The sequence below is a fragment of the Stenotrophomonas sp. K-6 genome (assembly GCF_056861555.1).
Genome location: NZ_JBSPUC010000001.1, coordinates 222,685 through 237,171, shown reverse-complemented (window position 1 = coordinate 237,171; position 14,487 = coordinate 222,685). Strand labels below are relative to the sequence as shown.

At 66.5% G+C, this 14,487-nt stretch carries 15 protein-coding genes; 6 read left to right on the top strand and 9 right to left on the bottom strand.

Annotated elements, in window-relative coordinates; genetic code table 11:
- Window positions 1-83: 83 nt before the first annotated feature.
- Window positions 84-665 (bottom strand): hypothetical protein, encoded by a 582-nt coding sequence (locus tag AC13F7_RS01060; RefSeq protein ID WP_482999474.1) that lies wholly within the window; start codon window positions 663-665, stop codon window positions 84-86.
- 157 nt (window positions 666-822) lie between these two features.
- On the opposite strand from AC13F7_RS01060, the gene AC13F7_RS01055 reads away from it, so the two are divergent.
- The gene (locus AC13F7_RS01055) at window positions 823-1,353 is read left to right on the top strand and encodes a hypothetical protein (protein ID WP_482999473.1); all 531 of its coding nucleotides are present in this window, start codon (window positions 823-825) and stop codon (window positions 1,351-1,353) included.
- A 139-nt stretch (window positions 1,354-1,492) separates the two neighbouring features.
- On the top strand, window positions 1,493-1,960 hold the full coding sequence (locus tag AC13F7_RS01050; protein ID WP_482998976.1) for a hypothetical protein: 468 nt from the start codon (window positions 1,493-1,495) through the stop codon (window positions 1,958-1,960).
- 161 nt (window positions 1,961-2,121) lie between these two features.
- Here the strand turns inward: AC13F7_RS01050 and hmgA are convergent, their stop codons facing one another.
- Window positions 2,122-3,423, bottom strand: coding sequence for a homogentisate 1,2-dioxygenase (hmgA, locus tag AC13F7_RS01045; protein ID WP_482998975.1), 1,302 nt, complete (start codon window positions 3,421-3,423; stop codon window positions 2,122-2,124).
- Between the two features lie 120 nt (window positions 3,424-3,543).
- Complete coding sequence (gene hppD / locus AC13F7_RS01040) at window positions 3,544-4,614, bottom strand: 4-hydroxyphenylpyruvate dioxygenase (protein ID WP_482999472.1); 1,071 nt, start codon at window positions 4,612-4,614, stop codon at window positions 3,544-3,546.
- 172 nt (window positions 4,615-4,786) lie between these two features.
- Between hppD and AC13F7_RS01035 the strand changes: the two genes are divergently transcribed.
- Window positions 4,787-5,275, top strand: a complete 489-nt coding sequence (locus AC13F7_RS01035) for a MarR family winged helix-turn-helix transcriptional regulator (RefSeq protein WP_481467085.1) — start codon at window positions 4,787-4,789, stop codon at window positions 5,273-5,275.
- A gap of 24 nt (window positions 5,276-5,299) precedes the next feature.
- Here AC13F7_RS01035 and AC13F7_RS01030 read toward each other — a convergent pair whose 3' ends face one another.
- From AC13F7_RS01030 to AC13F7_RS01010, 5 genes are all read right to left on the bottom strand, one after another.
- Window positions 5,300-6,442: a hypothetical protein gene (locus AC13F7_RS01030; protein WP_481467083.1), complete on the bottom strand. Its 1,143-nt coding sequence runs from the start codon at window positions 6,440-6,442 to the stop codon at window positions 5,300-5,302.
- Window positions 6,443-6,586: 144 nt separating this feature from the next.
- Window positions 6,587-7,195 (bottom strand): thioredoxin family protein, encoded by a 609-nt coding sequence (locus tag AC13F7_RS01025; RefSeq protein ID WP_482998974.1) that lies wholly within the window; start codon window positions 7,193-7,195, stop codon window positions 6,587-6,589.
- Window positions 7,196-7,203: 8 nt separating this feature from the next.
- Entirely contained in the window at window positions 7,204-8,712 is a 1,509-nt protein-coding gene (locus tag AC13F7_RS01020; RefSeq protein ID WP_346472353.1) for a peptide MFS transporter, read from the bottom strand.
- 242 nt (window positions 8,713-8,954) lie between these two features.
- Window positions 8,955-9,833, bottom strand: coding sequence for a tryptophan 2,3-dioxygenase (locus AC13F7_RS01015; protein ID WP_019185279.1), 879 nt, complete (start codon window positions 9,831-9,833; stop codon window positions 8,955-8,957).
- 71 nt (window positions 9,834-9,904) lie between these two features.
- A complete protein-coding gene (locus AC13F7_RS01010; protein WP_481467079.1) occupies window positions 9,905-10,543 on the bottom strand; it encodes an NAD(P)H-binding protein in 639 nt (212 codons plus the stop codon).
- 133 nt (window positions 10,544-10,676) lie between these two features.
- Here AC13F7_RS01010 and AC13F7_RS01005 point away from each other — a divergent pair, with 133 nt between their 5' ends.
- The 3 genes from AC13F7_RS01005 to AC13F7_RS00995 are packed head-to-tail and all read left to right on the top strand — an operon-like array spanning window position 10,677 to window position 13,479.
- Window positions 10,677-12,239, top strand: coding sequence for a GGDEF domain-containing protein (locus AC13F7_RS01005; RefSeq protein ID WP_482998973.1), 1,563 nt, complete (start codon window positions 10,677-10,679; stop codon window positions 12,237-12,239).
- Window positions 12,240-12,290: 51 nt separating this feature from the next.
- Window positions 12,291-12,809 (top strand): RNA polymerase sigma factor, encoded by a 519-nt coding sequence (locus AC13F7_RS01000; protein ID WP_482998972.1) that lies wholly within the window; start codon window positions 12,291-12,293, stop codon window positions 12,807-12,809.
- A 10-nt stretch (window positions 12,810-12,819) separates the two neighbouring features.
- Window positions 12,820-13,479: a hypothetical protein gene (locus AC13F7_RS00995; RefSeq protein WP_482998971.1), complete on the top strand. Its 660-nt coding sequence runs from the start codon at window positions 12,820-12,822 to the stop codon at window positions 13,477-13,479.
- A 12-nt stretch (window positions 13,480-13,491) separates the two neighbouring features.
- On the opposite strand, the gene AC13F7_RS00990 is transcribed toward AC13F7_RS00995, so the two are convergent.
- The gene (locus AC13F7_RS00990; protein ID WP_482998970.1) at window positions 13,492-14,403 is read right to left on the bottom strand and encodes a DUF808 domain-containing protein; all 912 of its coding nucleotides are present in this window, start codon (window positions 14,401-14,403) and stop codon (window positions 13,492-13,494) included.
- Between the last annotated feature and the right edge of the window lie 84 nt (window positions 14,404-14,487).

The window sequence follows — 14,487 nt, the reverse complement described above, 5'->3', positions numbered from 1 at the left end:
CAGATGTGAGCCGATTCTAGGGCCAGCCCACGCCAAACAGTGAAGGCCCGCTCCGGCACTGTGGCCGCAGCGGTGCCGATGGCTCAGGAGCAGCCTTCCACGTAGTCGACCTGCGGGGTCTTGCCGACCCGCCACGCGGTCACGTTGCCATCGCCGTTGATCTCGAAGTTGACCAGCGCACCGCCCTCGCTGGCCGGGCGCACGCGCAGGTTGTGGCCCTGCTCGTCGTACTTGTGCGGGGTCAGATCGCCGCGATCCGGGTACAGCGTCTGCAGTTGGCCCAGCGACATGCCGACCTTGCCGCCACCGGGGGCGACGATGCGGTCGTTGCGCACGTCGTAGCGCACCAGTCGCTTGCCTTCGATCATGAAAATCACGTCCTCGGCCTGCGCGCCTTCTGGCCGCAGCGCGTGGCAATAGTCGTCGGCGACTTCACCCTGCAGGGGTTCCTTCCAGGCTGCCCGGACTTCGTCAAGGGTGCTGCCCAGCGCTACGGGGCCGTAGCCATCCAGCCGTGCCGGGCCCTGCGTTGGGGTGCCCGAGTCCGCCGTGGCAGGCGCTGCCGGCGCGGTGTCCGCCGCCGGTGTTGGCACGGCCGCTTCGGCATCGGCCGACGGCGTCTCCGGCGTGCGCTCGCACGCGGCCAAGACCAGCACCACTCCCAACGCCAACACGCTTGCCAGCTGTTTCATGCCTGCATCCTCCCGGTGAATGGGCGCAGCCTAGCGCGGGTGCCGTGTGGGTGGCATGCACAGTGTCGCTGTCATCCGCGTTTCACCTGCCGCGTTCAGGCTCGGCCTGCACCGCATCGACCCCGCCCCCATGCAACCGCAGAAGACCGACCTCGCCCGCACCGCTCTGCAGGCCCACCGTGCGCCCCTGGACATGCGCCAGCGCCGGCTGTTGATCCTGTGCGACGGCCAGCGTGACCTGGCCCAGCTGGGCCAGTTGGTGGGCCCGGAAACCCCGGCGATGGTGATCCAGCTGATCCAGAGCGGGTATCTGGTGTCGAGTGCGGTCGCGGAGGCCGCCGTGGTCGCACCCGCTGCACCCGCACCTGCGGTGACACCGACCGCGGTGCCGGTGCCGATGACCGAACGCCGCCGATCGCTGGTGGCCGCCCGCATCTATCTGCTGGACATCCTGGAACTGCAGCGTCATCCGCAGGCGGCGGCGCTGTTCCACACCCTGCAGCAGTCGCGCAGCGACGAAACGGTCATGGCCGCGCTGCAGGCCGCTTTGGACGCGCTGCCAGGCCTGACCTCCACCGGCTACGCCGCACGGGTGCGGCAGCGGTTGCTGGAGGTGCTGCCCAAGGAACATGCCGAGCGGTTCCAGATCGCGGTGGTTTGAGCCCGTATTGACCGTATCGGGTTTCGATGAGGACATTGAATTGGACGCGGCGGGGAGCGACGCGCAAGGTTAAGGCCTGTGCGAGAGCGAGGTTTTACCAATGTATGATTCCCAAATAACAGTTAATTGGGAGTCGAGCATGGTCAATACGATCAAACTGGCAACTGCTCGGGAACTGGCCGACGCTGGCAGCCTGCGAGACACCACGGTGACCGCGGAACCGGGTGGCTACGTCGTCACCTTCGCCCTGGAGAACAGCGACCGCGCCTTGGCCACCAAAGATGGGGTGCTCCGTCTGTTCTCCGGCGTCGAGGCGGCCGCGCGTGTCTTGGCCCAGTTGGGGATCACGCGCTATCGCGTTGACGCGACAGCGATTGCCGGGGCCGAGCCCTCGCGCCGGTCACGTCCGGATCGGTCACGCGCCCTGAAGCAGTTGCATGAAGACTCGGCCTATCTGGAACGCATCCGTGAAGCAGTGGCCGAAGCGCGCGCGGATTCACGGCCGGCACTGTCCGGCACCGATGCGCACCTGCACATGGCGGCGCTGAAAGCGCGACTCGGTGACGAATTGCAAACGGCATTGAAGCGCCGCTCGTCCACGAAATGACGGTTGCGTGGGGCAGGCTGGCTCTCGAGGATACGAGGAACGTTTTTGTATGCAACGCGCGATGGCAGGTTTCTGATCGCCTATCAGCGGACGGGCAACGACGTTCACATTGACCGCGTGTTGCCGACCCGCCGTGGGTCGGACGGCACCTAAGTGCCCGCTCACGCCGAGAAATTCGCCTTCAACCCCTGCCAGCACTGCTGGTACCCGCGCTGGCGATGCGCCGCGTCCATCGCCTGCGCGGTGGGGCGGATCAAACCGCGGGTTTCGAACATGAAGGCCATGGTGTCCTTGATCACGTCCGGTTTGCTCAGGTCGGCCGCGGAGGCCTTCTCGAAGGTCGCCGCATCCGGGCCGTGGCCGCTCATGCAGTTGTGCAGCGAGGCACCGCCGGGTACGAAACCTTCGGCCTTCGCATCGTAGGCGCCGTGGATCAGGCCCATGAACTCGCTGGCGATGTTGCGGTGGAACCACGGCGGGCGGAACGTGTTCTGCGCGACCAGCCAGCGCGGCGGGAAGATCGCGAAGTCCATGTTGCTGGTGCCCGGGGTGTCGCTGGGCGAATGCAGCACGAGGAAGATCGAGGGATCGGGATGATCGTGGCTGATCGAGCCGATCGTGTTGAAACGGCGCAGATCGTAGCGGTACGGCACGTAGTTGCCGTGCCAGGCGACCACGTCCAGCGGCGAATGATCGATATCCGCACGCCACAGCTGACCGGCGAACTTGGCGATCAATTCGAACGCGCCGTCGATGTTCTCGAACGCTGCATGCGGGGTTTCGAAGTCGCGTGGGTTGGCCAGGCCGTTGGACCCGATCGGGCCCAGGTCGGGCAGCTTCAGCAACGCGCCGAAGTTCTCGCAGACGTAGCCACGTGCGTCGCCATCGGGCAGCTCGACACGGAAGCGCACACCGCGCGGGATCACCGCGATCTGCTGCGGCTCGATCTCGATCACGCCCATTTCGGTGAGCAGGCGCAGGCGGCCCAGCTGCGGGACGATCAGCAGCTCGCCATCGGCGTTGTAGAAATAGCGGCCCTGCATGTCGCGGTTGGCGGCATACAGGTGGATGCCCACGCCACCATGGGCATCGGGCGAACCGTTACCGCCCATGGTGTACAGCCCCTCGATGAAATCGGTGGGCGTGGTCGGCAGCGGCAACGGATCCCAGCGCAGCTGGTTGGGCGACACCGCGCCGTGCGCGAAATCGCCGTGCAGGTGCGGCTGGGTAAAGGGGGTGAACTCACCGTGGGTCACCGCCGGGCGGATGCGGTACATCCAGCTGCGGCGGTTGCTGCCGCGCGGCGCGGTGAACGCCGTGCCGGAGAGCTGTTCGGCGTACAGGCCATGGGCGACACGCTGCGGGGAGTTCTGCCCCACCGGCAGCGCACCGGGCACCGCCTCGGTGGCGAACTCGTTGCCGAAACCGGTCTGATAGCCGCGCGATGACATCGGGTTGTTCATGGTCCTGCTCCGCCGGAGGCGTGGATGGCAAGGGGGTACAGCCGGTGGCACCCACGCGGACGCGGATGCCACCGTTGAAGCGTAACGCCGACGGGTGCCGGACGCTTTACAGCAGGCGTCTTACAGCACGCCGCGCTTGATCTGATCGCGCTCGATGCTTTCGAACAGCGCGGTGAAGTTGCCTTCGCCGAAGCCTTCATTGCCCTTGCGCTGGATGATCTCGAAGAAGATCGGGCCGATGCAGTTGGTGGTGAAAATCTGCAGCAGCTTGCGCTGGTGGGTTTCCGGGTCGGCATCGATCAGGATCTTGTTCTTCGCCAACCGCGCCACGTCTTCACCGTGGTTGGGCACGCGCATGTCGATCACGTCGAAGTAGGTGTCCGGTGTGTCGAGGAACTCCACGCCCTGGGCGCGCATCGCTTCCACGGTGTCGTAGATGTTCTCGGTGAAGCAGGCGATGTGCTGGATGCCCTCGCCCTTGTAGGCATCGAGGTATTCGTTGATCTGGCTCTTCGGATCGGAGGATTCGTTGAGCGGGATGCGCACGATGCCGTCCGGGGCGGTCATCGCCTTGGACACCAGGCCGGTCTTGAGGCCCTTGATGTCGAAGTAGCGGATCTCGCGGAAGTTGAACAGGCGCTCGTAGTAGTCCGACCACTGCTGCATGTTGCCGAAGTACAGATTGTGGGTCAGGTGGTCGATGAAGGTCAGCCCGAAGCCCTTCGGGCGCGGGTCCACGCCTTCGATCGGCGCGTAGTCGGTGTCGAACATGCTGCCGTTGGCGCCGTAACGGTCAACCAGGTACAGCATGCAGTCGCCAATGCCCTTGACGATCGGGGCGGCAACCGCACGGGTGTCAGGCTTGAAATCGATCGCTTCGGCGCCGTTGCCCAGTGCCATCTGGTAGACCTCATCGCCCGGCTTCTTGAAGCGGATGGCGAAGCCGCAGGCGCACGGACCGTGCTTGTCGGCGAAGTCCGAGGCAAACGAGTCCGGCTCTTCATTGACCAGGAAGTTCACGTCGCCCTGGCGATAGACCGTGATCGCACGCTGCTTGTGGCGCAGCACCGCGGTGAAGCCCATCTTGCGGAAATAGTCGTGCAGTTCCGCGCCACGGCCGGCCGGGGCGGCGAACTCGACGAACTCGAAACCATCGATGCCCATCGGGTTTTCGAAGGTGGTGACCTGCATGCCCGGATCGGGTGCGTAGGACGCGGTGCTCGTTTGGCTGGTCATGCTGTGGCTCCAAAGCAGTCCGCATCGGAAAAAACCAGGTGCGGTAGGAAGGCAGACCCGCGAGAATGCGGAGTCCGGAACGTAGGTTATAGTTTCACATGAAACCACCATCAAGGTGCACCGCAGCATGAGCCCGCCCGATCCCAGCAGTCACAGCATCCGCGCCTCGCACGCCCTGCTCGATCTGGAGCAGTTCCTGCCTTACCGGCTGAGCGTTCTGTCCAACCGCGTCAGCGGCAACATCGCCAAGCTGTACGGGGACCGTTATGGCCTGGCGATCCCCGAGTGGCGGGTGATCACGGTCCTGGCGCTGTACCCGGGCTCGTCGGCCAGCGAGGTGTCCGATCGCACGGCGATGGACAAGGTCGCGGTCAGCCGCGCCGTGGCCAGACTGCTCGAACGCGGCTTCATCAAACGTGAAACCCATGGCGACGACCGTCGCCGCTCGGTGCTGGCGCTGTCGGCCGCCGGGTTCGAGGTGTACGAGACCATCGCCCCGCTGGTGATCGATATCACCCGCAAGCTGATGTCCGTGCTCAGCGAAGAAGAGGAGCAGCTGCTGGAAACGCTGATCCTGCGCCTGGCCGGGGACGGCCTGCAGCGGATGGACGAGTAGGCAGCGACCGTTGGTCGTTGCGGCTCAGCTGAGGTGCTTGCGCCGCGCATGCACCCACGGCGCGGCCAGGGCGCCGATGGCGCCGGCGGCAAAGCCCAGCGAGGCGGCCACTGCCGCCGCCTCGATCGCGCCTGGCAGGGCCAGTGCGGCGACCACCAGCAGCAGTGACGGCAGGCCGATGAACACGGCCATGAAGTAGCGCCAGCGCGGTGACCAGGTCCCGACCTGGAGCAGGCTGACCGGCATCCAGGTCTCTGCCGATGCGTCCTGCGCGACCTTGGCCGCGACCTTGGTCAGGTCCGCCTCCACCGGCCCCTTGCCGGTGCGCGCGGTGGCCAGCATCGCTGCCACCTCATCCACGGCCGGGAAGCTGGTCGGCCAGGTCTGCGGAGCGCTCACGCCATAGGCGGTCAGCAGCGGCACGCTGATCCAGGGCGCCAGCAAGGGCCGCACCTTGCGACGGTCCATCACGCACCAGATCTGGGTCACGCCATGCGCGGTGACGCTGTACAGCGCCAGCTGCCCTGCAGCCGGGTACGGCAGCATATGCACGCGCGCAGCCATGCTGTCGTAGCCCATCGCGCGCAGGAAGCCAGGACGGGTACGCCCCTCGTGTGCCCAGGCCAGACCGAGCGCACCGACCAGGTACGCCTCGGCAGGATCTTTCACACCGGCACTGGCGCGATCATCGCTGGCCAGGAAGAACGCCAGCGATTTTGGCTCGGCGACATCGTGCTGATCCCAGCGCCCGGCATCGCCCAGCACATGCTTGAGTGGCAGACGGGCCGGCGCGGTTTCGTCCTTGCCGGCGTTCTGCAGGAACGGGACCACGCTCAGCACGAAGCCCTGCAGGTCCACCCCACGGATGCCGCTGCCCTGCCACTCGGCAGGAATCAGGCCGGGCAGCGTGCCCTGGCGCGCGAGCGCGTCCAGCTGCATTTTCTGCTCGACCAGTTTCTGCACGGCCGCTTTGAGCAGCACGTTGTCGGGCACGGACACCATCGGCAGGCGGTAACGGATCGCGCCCGGCGCCGGGGTGTCCACCTCGGCATCCAGCGCATCCGGCGCGGTCTGGTCATCAAGCAGCACATCGACCGGCGGCAGGCTCACGCCGGCCGGCGCATCAAGGGAAACGTCGGTGGTGCTGTCGCTGGTGCCCGGCTGCATGTGTGGATTCCGTCGGTTGTCCGCCACGAACAGCGCGGCATGAGGTCCTTGGAGGTAACGGCAGGTTGGCGCGGAAGTTGAGGGCCGTCTGGAAAGGTTCACCACGCGCGCAAAAAAAAGCCGCGGAATCCGCGGCTTTTTCGATCACGACGCCTTGGGTGGCGCCCATTGCTTCATGAAGGCGAAGAAGCGGCCACGGTCGTAGCCCTTCTTCTGCCCCTTGTCCGCCTCCAGCTCACCGGTGAACTGCGAGTGCAGCAGTTTGCCGTCGGCATCGAGCACGAACAGGTGCGGATAGCCCTTCACTGCCGGGAACTGCGACAGGAACGCCGCGTTCTCGTTGTCTTCGCTGTAGTTGACCTTCATCCAGACATAGTTCGCATCACGGAAGCTGCGGATCTGCGCATCGCCCTCGATGAAGCCGTCCATCAGATGGCACCACGGGCACCACTCACCGCCCACATCCAGGATGATCCGCTTGCCGCCGCGCTGGGCCTCGACCTTGGCCGTGGCCAGATCGGCGACCGGATCGCGGGCCGGATCAAACTGGGCGTTGAGCGCCGCGATCGCGGCGATGTCCGCCGCGGCCGGGGTGTTGCCCGAGGCCACCGGTTCGCCGGGATCGGCGACCGGGGCCTTCTGCTCGGAGGTATCCAGCGGCTGCGCAGGCGCAGCGGTGGGCGTCGACGACGGCGAACAGGCGGCCAGCAGGCCGGCCACGATCATCGACATTGCCGCTGCTTTCATGCGCATGGCAGACCTCACTTGACGCCGTGCATCAGCTTGTTGATCAGCGGCGCGACCAGGAACAGCAGCACGCCGGAGCCGACCAGGGCGATGAAGCCGAAGGTGTAACCGGACTGTGCCGACTGCACGGTCATGCCACCTTCGCCACTGACCCGACCGGCGAAGATGCCCGCCAGATTGTTGCCGATGGCGATCGACAGGAACCAGCAACCCATCGCCATGCCGCCCAGACGGGCCGGAGCCAGTTTGGTGGTCATCGACAGACCGATCGGCGACAGGCACAGCTCACCGACGGACTGGATCACGTACACCATGAACAAGGTCCAGAACGGGATCTTGCCGGCGCCATCGACCATGCTCGACAGGGCCACCATCAGCAGCAGGAAGGCCAGGCCGTTGAACACCAGGCCCAGGCCGAACTTGCGCGGAATCGACGGATTGGCCTTGCCCATCTTGACCCACAGCCAGGCCAGGATCGGCGCCAGGGTGATGATCGCGATCGAGTTCACCGACTGGAACCATTCCAGCGGGAAGGTCCAGTCGCCGAACTCGCGGTTGACGATGCGGTCGGCCAGGAAGGTGAAGGAGCTGCCGGCCTGCTCGAAGAACATCCAGAACAGCACGTTGAACACGAAGATCACCAGCATCGCGATGACCTTGTCGCGGCTCACGCTGCCGCCGCGGACACCTTCGATCAGCAGCATCACCGCCGGCACCACGAACAGCGCCATCAGCAGGGCCTGCAGGGCCTGTGCGTCAATGGTGAGCAGGAAGTAGAACAGCGGAATGCCGATGATGGCGCCCAGCACGGCCACCATGCCCACGCGGCCGACACTCTCCTGGCCCGGGGCCGGTTCGCCGATGCCCTTGAGCTGGCGACGGCCCAGCCAGAACCAGACCAGGCTGACCAGCATGCCCACGCCGGCGGAGATGAACACCACCTGGTAATGCGGCATCGCATCGGTACCGAAGATCTCACGGGCAAGCCAGCCGGTGATCACCGGGGCGATCATCGCGCCGAGGTTGATGCCCATGTAGAAGATCGTGAAGCCCGAATCGCGGCGCACGTCACCCTGCAGGTACAGCTTGCCGACCAGGGTCGAAATGATCGGCTTGAACAGACCGTTGCCGACGATGATGGTCGCCAGGCCGAGCTTGAACAGCAGCTCGGTCGGCGAGGCCAGCATGAACAGGCCGACCGCCATGAACAGCGCGCCCAGCAGGATCGAGCGCTGGAAACCAATCAGTTTGTCAGCGACATAGCCGCCGAAGATGGCACCGGCATACACCAGCGCCAGGTAGGCGCCATACAGCTCGCTTGCCGGCTTTTCACCGGAGGCTTCGCCGCCATGGAACTGGGCCACGATGTACAACACCATCGCCCACCGGATGCCGTAGAACGCAAAGCGTTCCCAGAATTCGGCCATGAACAGCATCCACAAGGGACGCGGATGGCCCAAGAGGGTCTTGAACTCCGGCAACGCCGGTTCGGGAACGGATTTCGCGGCGGCGTCTACGCTCATGCGGGATTCCTGGGTTCGGTGGAAGACATGCACGTCCGATGTGCGAAACAACTCGGGAGAATCCCAGAACAAACGCGTTCACGTCAAATACACACCGATCCCCGCAGCTGGCGGCACGGTCGCTGAACTTGCATCTGAAACTGCCGGGGTGGAACCGTCAGCGCAGCAACGGCGGGGCCTGCCGCACGGTAGGGGTTATAGATGCAGCAAATATGAATAGGCTTATTGGCGCTCGTGCTCGATCACGCGTCCGGCGGCATCGGGTCGTCGTTGCGGATCGTGGTGCGCACCTGGAACAGTTCCGGGAAGAAGGTCAGCTCCAGCGCCTGGCGCAGGAAGCCGACCCCGCTGGAGCCGCCGGTGCCGCGTTTGAACCCGATTACCCGCATCACCGTGCGCATGTGGCGGAAGCGCCACAACTGGAAGGCGGTCTCCAGATCGACCAGGTCTTCGCACAGCGAATACTCGCGCCAGAAGCGGTCGGTGTTCTGGTAGATCCGCTCGAACACCGGGTGCAGCGCATCGTCGGCCACGTGCGGCTGCTGCCAGTCGCGGCCCTGATAGCCGGCCGGGACCGGATGGCCAAAGCGGGCCAGGTAGCGCAGGAACTCCTCATACAGGCTCGGGGCATCAAGCACCTCCTGCAGCTGGGCCTGGCCGGCCGGATCGTGCGAGAACACCTGCAGCATCTGCGCGTTCTTGTTGCCCAGCAGGAACTCGATGTAGCGGTACTGCAGCGACTGGAAGCCCGAGGACGGGCCCAGCACATCGCGGAAGCCCATGTACTCCGAAGGGGTCAGCGTCTCCAGCACCGACCATTGCTCGGTCAGCTGACGCAGCACCTGCTTGCTGCGCGCCAGCACCTTGCGGCACTGCCAGACCTCATCGCGCTGCAGGAAGCCGATCGCCGCGCGCAGCTCGTGCGCCAACAACTTCAGCCACAGCTCCGAGGTCTGGTGCTGGATGATGAACAGCATTTCGTCGTGATGCGGCGGGTTGGACAGCGGCTGCTGGGCCGACAGCAGCTGATCCAGGCGCAGGTAACCGCCGTAGGTCAGCCGCCCCTCCAGATCGGTGTGGATACCGGCTTCGAGATCGCGTTGGTTCTTGTCGACGGACATGGCAGGGACCGCTTGAGGGGCAGAAAGGGTAGCGCAGTGGCCCGGTGGCCGCGCATCCGGCCGTCAACGGCTCACCGCTCCACCAGCTCGGCCGAACCGACGATCGTCACGCCCGGCGTCGGCACCAGGGCTGCCTCGACCAGCGCGGCCGCGATGATCCCGGCCGGATTGATCCGCCAGGCACGCGGCAGGACCGGGCCGAGTACGCCCAGCACCAGGCTGGCCAGATGCTCGCCGGTGCGCCGCTCGGCACGCTCGCCCCCGATCAGCCCGGGGCGGACCAGGGTCAGGGAGGGGAAGCCCAGTGCCCGCAGGTCCTGCTCCAGCCGGCCTTTGACCTGGTTGTAGAAGATCCGCGCGCCCGGGTCGGCGCCCATCGCCGAGTTCAACGCGAAGGCATGCGCGCCTTGCGCCCGCGCCAGCCGCGCCACCGCCAGCGGCGCGTCATGGTCGACCCGCGCGAAGGCCGCCTGGCTGCCGGCCTGCTTGATCGTGGTGCCCAGCGCGCAGATGACGGCATCCACGGCCCACCACTCGGCCTCGGCCGGCAGCTGCTCGAAGTCCACCACCGGATTGACCAGCGCGGCATCGGTGATGCCTACCGGGCGTCGGGTCGGGGCAACCACCGCATCGCAGCGCGGGTCCTCCAGCAACTGCCGCAGGACGTGACTGCCGACCAATCCGGTCGCGCCCACCAGCATCACCTTCATCGCATTCTCCTGCCTGGCTCGTGCTTACCATCCTGCCATGCAGGATCGGTTCAAGCGTGACCGGACTGCGCCGATACTGTTCCAACCTCTCCACCGCTCCGGCCCCCGGCCGTGCCCTGCAAGGACCTGCCGCATGACGGACCCGCACGACCCTCCCCCCAGCCCCGGCACTGCTGTCGGGCGGCTGCTGTCGCGGCGGCAGAGCGTGGGGACCGCGGTGGAGACGCGCAGTGAACCGGCCCCGGTCCTGAAGGGCGGCAGCAGCGCGATGCTGCAGCGCCTGTTTGCCGGGATCGACAGCCCCGAGCCCCTGCTGGGCGCGTTTGCCAATGGCATGTCCACCCTGCCCGGCGAGCTGGGCGACATGGGCCTGCGCCTGCAATCGGCGCAACGCAGCGGCGACTGGGTCAGCTACGGGCGCGCGATGCGCCAGCTGATCGACAAGTACATCCGCACCATCGAGCAGGAAACGCCCGACGGCCAACCCGACAGCCTGCGCCTGCGTGAGCTGCTGCGGCACACCCTCGGGGTGACCGTGGCCAGCCTGCTGCAGAACATGCCCGAGTTGCGCGAGGAGCCCGGGCAGCTTGCCGGCGAGGTGCACCGCTGGCATCCCGGCCAACCGCTACAGCCGATCGAAGTGCGGCTGCGCGAGCTCTCCCATCAGATCGGCGTGCGCAGCGATGGCTGGCAGGAGCAGCAGGAGCTGCTGCTGAGCCTGTTCGATCTGCTGCTGGACAACATCGGCGAGCTGCTGGATGACAGCAGCTGGCTGCATGGTCAGGTGCACGCGGTGCGCTCGCTGATCGGCGGACCGCTGGATCGCGACTCGGTGGAACAGGCGCGCGCCAACCTGCGCGAGGTGATCTACAAGCAGGGCCTGCTCAAACAGGGGATCGTGGAGTCCAAGGCGGCGATGAAAAACGTCATGGGCGGCTTCATCGAGCGCCTGGATGGCATGGCGGTCAGCACCGGCGAATACCACGATCGCATCAGCAGCTATGCGCTGGCCCTGAAGGAAGCCCGCAGCATCGCCGATCTCAACCAGCTGTTGCAGGACGTGCTGGTGGATACCGGCCGGGTGCAGGAACAGGCGTTGCAGGCGCGCGACCACCTGGGCAATGCACGCCGCGAGGTGGAGCAGGCCGAGCAGCGCATCGCCGAGCTGGAGCAGGAGTTGCGTGACGTCTCCGGGCTGGTCCGCACCGATCCGTTGACCGGTGCGCTCAACCGGCGCGGGCTGGATGAACTGCTTGAGCGCGAGATGGCGCGGGCGGCGCGCCACGGTCATCCGCTGGCACTGGCGCTGCTGGACCTGGACGATTTCCATCAGACCAACACCCAGTACGGCCACGCCGGCGGCGATGCCGTGCTGCGCCATCTGGTCGAGGTCTGTCAGCTGCACCTGCGCAGCAGCGATGCGATCGCACGGCTGGGCGGTGACGAGTTTGTCCTGCTGCTGCCGGAAACGCCGGCGGCGGACAGCATGTCCACGCTGCTGCGGCTGCAACGCTCGCTGGCACAGCGCCCGCTGCCGCTGAACGAACAACGGGTGCCGGTGCATTTCAGTGCCGGTCTGGCGCAATGGCAGCCCGCCGAAGCGGCGGACGCGCTGTTGCGCCGTGCCGATACCGCGCTGTACGCGGCCAAGCGCGTTGGCAAGAACCGCGTGCAGGCTGCCGAGCCGGCGCGCTAATCCGGTGGCTGTGATAGCCGGCGCACTGGCGCGAATCACTTGGGTATGGACATGACCCTGCCCCGTACCGCCGACGATCCACGCACGCGTTTCGCCGCGCTGCTGGAGCAGCACCGCGGCATTGTGGTGAAGGTGGCGCGTGGCTACTGCCACCACCCGGAGGATCGACTGGATCTGGTCCAGGAGATCAGCGTGCAGGCGTGGGCGGCGTTCGAGGCGTTCGATCCTTCGCGGGCACGCTTCTCGACCTGGCTGTACCGGGTGGCGCTCAATGTGGCGATTTCGCAGTGGCGTCGCCAGCAGCACCGGCAGGGCCACCACGCACCATTGGACGACGATCTGCCCGCGGTGGACGACGCCGCGCCGCCCGAACAGCGCCACGCGCTGCGCCAGCTCGAGCTCGCCATCCACGCGCTGCCACCGCTGGACCGCGCCCTGATGCTGCTGCACCTGGATGATCACGACCATCGGCAGATGGCCGAGGTGCTGGGCATCAGCATTGCCAATGTTTCCACCCGCCTGCACCGTGTGCGCCAGCAACTGCGTACCCGCTTGAACCCCACCGACTGAGGGAACCGCCATGCAACCGGATGAACTCAAGCAGCTGTGGAACCGCAGCAACGACGCCGCCGATGCGCAGGAGGCCTTCGCGCTGGATGCGTGGCGCAGCCATCGGCAACGGGCCGTACAGCATCAGCTGGGGGCCTTCAGCCTCTGGCAGTGGCTGCAGCTGGCGATCTGGCTGGCCGTGGCGGTGTACTGCGGCAGCCAGTGGTGGCAGCAACCGCCGCTGGCGGTGATGCTCAGTGCGCTGTCCCTGCACGCGTACTGCATCGCGGCCATCATCGTCAGCATCACCCGCCTGCAGCGCCGACGCCAGCTGCACCCCACCCTTGCTGTCGTGGAGCAATCGCACCACCTGGCCACGCTGCGCTGGCACACCGCACTGACCGAACTGCTGCTCGGCCTGCCGTGGTGCTGGCTGTGGCTGGCGGTGCCGGTGCTGGTGGCATGGCAGGCCTGGCACGTGGATCTGGGCGCCGTCGCCACGCCGTGGCTGCTGGTATCGCTGGGTGCGGGAACGTTGGCCATGATCGCCGCGATGGTGGCTGCACGTCAGTGGGTACAGCGCGCGCCGGCCTCGCCGCGGCTGCAGCGCGCGATCGATGTACTCTCCGGGCGCCGGCTGGCGCGTGCCCGCGCCGAGCTGGAGGCCCTGCGCGGGTGGGAATCGGCCTGAGCGGGCCGAGCTTCAGTGCGCCGGCTTGGCCCCGCGCAGCTTCTGGAATGCGGTGACCGCGCCCAGCACCACCGCGCCGATCACCACGCCGACGATCACGTTGCCCAGCGCGTTGATCAACCAGCCCCAGCTGCCATCGCCCCCCATCTCCAGAATGGCGTGATGCAGGGGCGCGATGCTGTGCACCAGGATGCCACCGCCGACCAGGAACATGGCCGCGGTTCCGGCGACCGAGAGGAACTTCATCAGCCACGGTGCGGCCACCAGCAGGCCCCGGCCGATCGCGGCCAGCGCAGCCCCCTTCTTGGACAGATACAGGCCCAGATCGTCGAGTTTGACGATGCCGGCGACCAGTCCGTAAACAAACACGGTCATCGCCAGCGCGATCACCACCAGGGCGGTGACCTGGTTGAGGAAGGGGGCGCTGGACACCACGCCCAGCGACAGCACGATGATCTCCGCCGACAGAATGAAGTCGGTGCGGATCGCGCCCTTCACCTTGTCCTTCTCCCACGCGACCATGTCCACCTTCTCGTCCGCCAAGGCCTTGACCCGCTCGGCCTTGCGCTGTTCATCCTCATCGCGCGAGTGCAGGAAGCGGTGCGCCAGCTTCTCCACCCCCTCGTAGCAGAGGAACGCGCCGCCGATCATCATCAGCGGGGTGATCGCCCAGGGCAGCCAGGCACTGATCGCCAGCGCGGCCGGCACGAGGATCGCCTTGTTCACCAGCGAGCCCTTGGCCACCGCCCAGACCACCGGCAGCTCCCGGTTGGCGCTGACGCCGGTCACCTGCTGGGCGTTCAGCGCCAGGTCGTCGCCGAGCACGCCGGCGGTCTTCTTGGCCGCCACCTTGGTCAGCACCGCCACGTCATCCAGCAGGGACGCAATATCATCGAGCAACGCGAACAGACTGGCACCGGCCATGGTGGATCCAAAGGAGGAGGCGGAAGCGCCGATTCTGACCGATCTGCGCCCTTGCGCGGTAGCCGGCGCGGATTCACCAGCCCA

Coding starts and splice junctions, on each gene's coding strand:
- AC13F7_RS01000 (WP_482998972.1), top strand. CDS start 12,291: ATGACCCTGCCCCGTACCGCCGACGATCCACGCACGCGTTTCGCCGCG.
- AC13F7_RS00990 (WP_482998970.1), bottom strand. CDS start 14,403: ATGGCCGGTGCCAGTCTGTTCGCGTTGCTCGATGATATTGCGTCCCTG.
- AC13F7_RS01010 (WP_481467079.1), bottom strand. CDS start 10,543: ATGAAGGTGATGCTGGTGGGCGCGACCGGATTGGTCGGCAGTCACGTC.
- AC13F7_RS01015 (WP_019185279.1), bottom strand. CDS start 9,833: ATGTCCGTCGACAAGAACCAACGCGATCTCGAAGCCGGTATCCACACC.
- AC13F7_RS01050 (WP_482998976.1), top strand. CDS start 1,493: ATGGTCAATACGATCAAACTGGCAACTGCTCGGGAACTGGCCGACGCT.
- AC13F7_RS01020 (WP_346472353.1), bottom strand. CDS start 8,712: ATGAGCGTAGACGCCGCCGCGAAATCCGTTCCCGAACCGGCGTTGCCG.
- AC13F7_RS01030 (WP_481467083.1), bottom strand. CDS start 6,442: ATGCAGCCGGGCACCAGCGACAGCACCACCGACGTTTCCCTTGATGCG.
- AC13F7_RS01005 (WP_482998973.1), top strand. CDS start 10,677: ATGACGGACCCGCACGACCCTCCCCCCAGCCCCGGCACTGCTGTCGGG.
- AC13F7_RS00995 (WP_482998971.1), top strand. CDS start 12,820: ATGCAACCGGATGAACTCAAGCAGCTGTGGAACCGCAGCAACGACGCC.
- AC13F7_RS01035 (WP_481467085.1), top strand. CDS start 4,787: ATGAGCCCGCCCGATCCCAGCAGTCACAGCATCCGCGCCTCGCACGCC.
- AC13F7_RS01055 (WP_482999473.1), top strand. CDS start 823: ATGCAACCGCAGAAGACCGACCTCGCCCGCACCGCTCTGCAGGCCCAC.
- AC13F7_RS01025 (WP_482998974.1), bottom strand. CDS start 7,195: ATGCGCATGAAAGCAGCGGCAATGTCGATGATCGTGGCCGGCCTGCTG.
- hppD (WP_482999472.1), bottom strand. CDS start 4,614: ATGCAGGTCACCACCTTCGAAAACCCGATGGGCATCGATGGTTTCGAG.
- hmgA (WP_482998975.1), bottom strand. CDS start 3,423: ATGAACAACCCGATGTCATCGCGCGGCTATCAGACCGGTTTCGGCAAC.